Source organism: Streptomyces sp. YS-3 (genome assembly GCF_045257485.1).
GTDB lineage: Bacteria > Actinomycetota > Actinomycetes > Streptomycetales > Streptomycetaceae > Streptomyces.
The window spans coordinates 1-1,858 of the sequence record NZ_JBJHPC010000909.1; the positions used below are offsets into that span (position 1 = coordinate 1).

A 1,858-nucleotide genomic window follows, 5' to 3' on the forward strand; every position below is an offset into this window, starting at 1 on the left:
GCGCCCGCCCCGCCCGCAGGCGCGGACGGACGGTCGCCCTGGTGGTCGCCCTCGCGGCCGTCCTCGGCGGCGCGGCCGGGCTCGCCGCCCTCAAGTTCCGCGACAGCGGCGAGGACTCGACGACCACGACCACGCAGCCGCCCGCCACCGGTCCGGGCAAGTCCGGCAAGGCCGACGCGTCCGTGCCGCGCCCGCCCCGCCCGCAGGCGCGGACGGACGGTCGCCCTGGTGGTCGCCCTCGCGGCCGTCCTCGGCGGCGCGGCCGGGCTCGCCGCCCTCAAGTTCCGCGACAGCGGCGAGGACTCGACGACCACGACCACGCAGCCGCCCGCCACCGGTCCGGGCAAGTCCGGCAAGGCCGACGCGTCCGTGCCGGACGGCTGGAAGCGGGTGAAGGACCCGGCCGGGTTCACGCTCTTCGTGCCCGAGGGCTGGCGGCGCCAGATGGACGGCAAGGAGGTCGACTACACGCCGGACAACGGCCGCCACTACATCCGCGTCAGCGTCGGCAAGCCCGACTTCGAGAACCCGTACATGCACCAGCTGAACCTGGAGAAGGCGCTGGAGAAGCGGCTGCCCAAGTACCAGCGGGTGACGCTGCACTCCAACACCTTCCGGGACCAGGTGAACTCCTCGCTCTGGGAGTTCACGTACGTGGAGAAGAAGGGCTTTCCCGGCAAGCGGCACGCGATAGACCAGATGTACTTCGCCGACGGCGGCGCCGCCGAGTACGCGGTCTACATGTCGGGCCCGGAGTCCGACTGGGCGACCACCCGCGAGCAGTTCGACACCGTGCTGCGCGGCTGGCAGCCGCCCCCGCTGCACTGAGGAAGCGCGCGCCCCTCGCGCGCCCCGCGGGTCCTGCCCGCGCCCGGTCGATTCCCTCTCGTGACCTCGTACCCCGTTCCGGTCCGGCCCCGTGCGGCATGATGGCCACAGGACCAGGGAACGAGGGGAACCGGTGCCCGCAGCAGCCAGTGAACCGCGAGGCGGCGCGGCCGAGGACCGTCTCATCGCCGGACGCTACCGGCCGACGGCCCGGCTCGGCCGGGGCGGCATGGGCACCGTCTGGCGCGCCACCGACCAGCTCCTGGGCCGTGAGGTCGCCGTCAAGGCACTGCACCCCGACGGCGGCGCCCCCGCCACCGCCGCGCTGCGCGAGGCGCGTGCCGTGGCCCAGCTCAAGCACCCGCACGTCATCGGCGTCCACGACGTCGTCGAGCAGGACGGCCGCTCGTACATCGTGATGGAGCTGGTCGAGGGCGGTTCGCTCGCAGACCGGCTGCGCGGCGGCGGACCCGTCGACGCCCCCGGGGCGGCCCGGATCGGTATAGCGCTGCTCGGCGCGCTGAGCGCCGCGCACCGCCGGGGCGTACTCCACCGCGACCTCAAGCCCGCCAACGTCCTCCTGGAGGAGGGCACCGGCCGGGTCGTCCTCACCGACTTCGGTATCGCGCAGCTGCCGGGGTCGACCACGATCAGCGAGGACGGGGCCTTCGTCGGCTCGCCCGAGTACACCTCGCCCGAGCGCATGCAGGGCGCCGCCGCCGGGCCCGAGTCGGACCTGTGGTCCCTGGGCGCGCTGCTGTGCGCCGCCCTGAGCGGTGAATCGCCCTTCCACCGCGACTCCCTGGGCGGGGTGCTGCACGCGGTGGTCACCGACGAGATCCGCCCGCCCCTGGCCGCCGCCCCGCTGCTGCCGGTCGTACGCGGGCTGCTGGAGCGCGATCCGGCCCGCAGGCTGACCGCCGACGAGGCGCACGAGATGCTCTCCGCGTACGTGTCGGCCGGCTCCACCCCCGTCGCGCCCCGGCACTACACGCCGACCGACACGTACGCGGAGAGCATCTCGTGCGCC

The 1,858-nt window shown here is 74.5% G+C and carries 2 protein-coding genes; both read left to right on the forward strand.

Going from position 1 to position 1,858, the window contains the following annotated elements:
* The first annotated feature begins 228 nt into the window (after nt 1-228).
* On the forward strand, nt 229-828 hold the full coding sequence (locus ACJA3G_RS36165) for a hypothetical protein (protein ID WP_406557268.1): 600 nt from the start codon (nt 229-231) through the stop codon (nt 826-828).
* 229 nt (nt 829-1,057) lie between these two features.
* A partial coding sequence (locus ACJA3G_RS36170) for a serine/threonine-protein kinase (protein ID WP_406557269.1) occupies nt 1,058-1,858 on the forward strand: 801 nt, incomplete at its 3' end.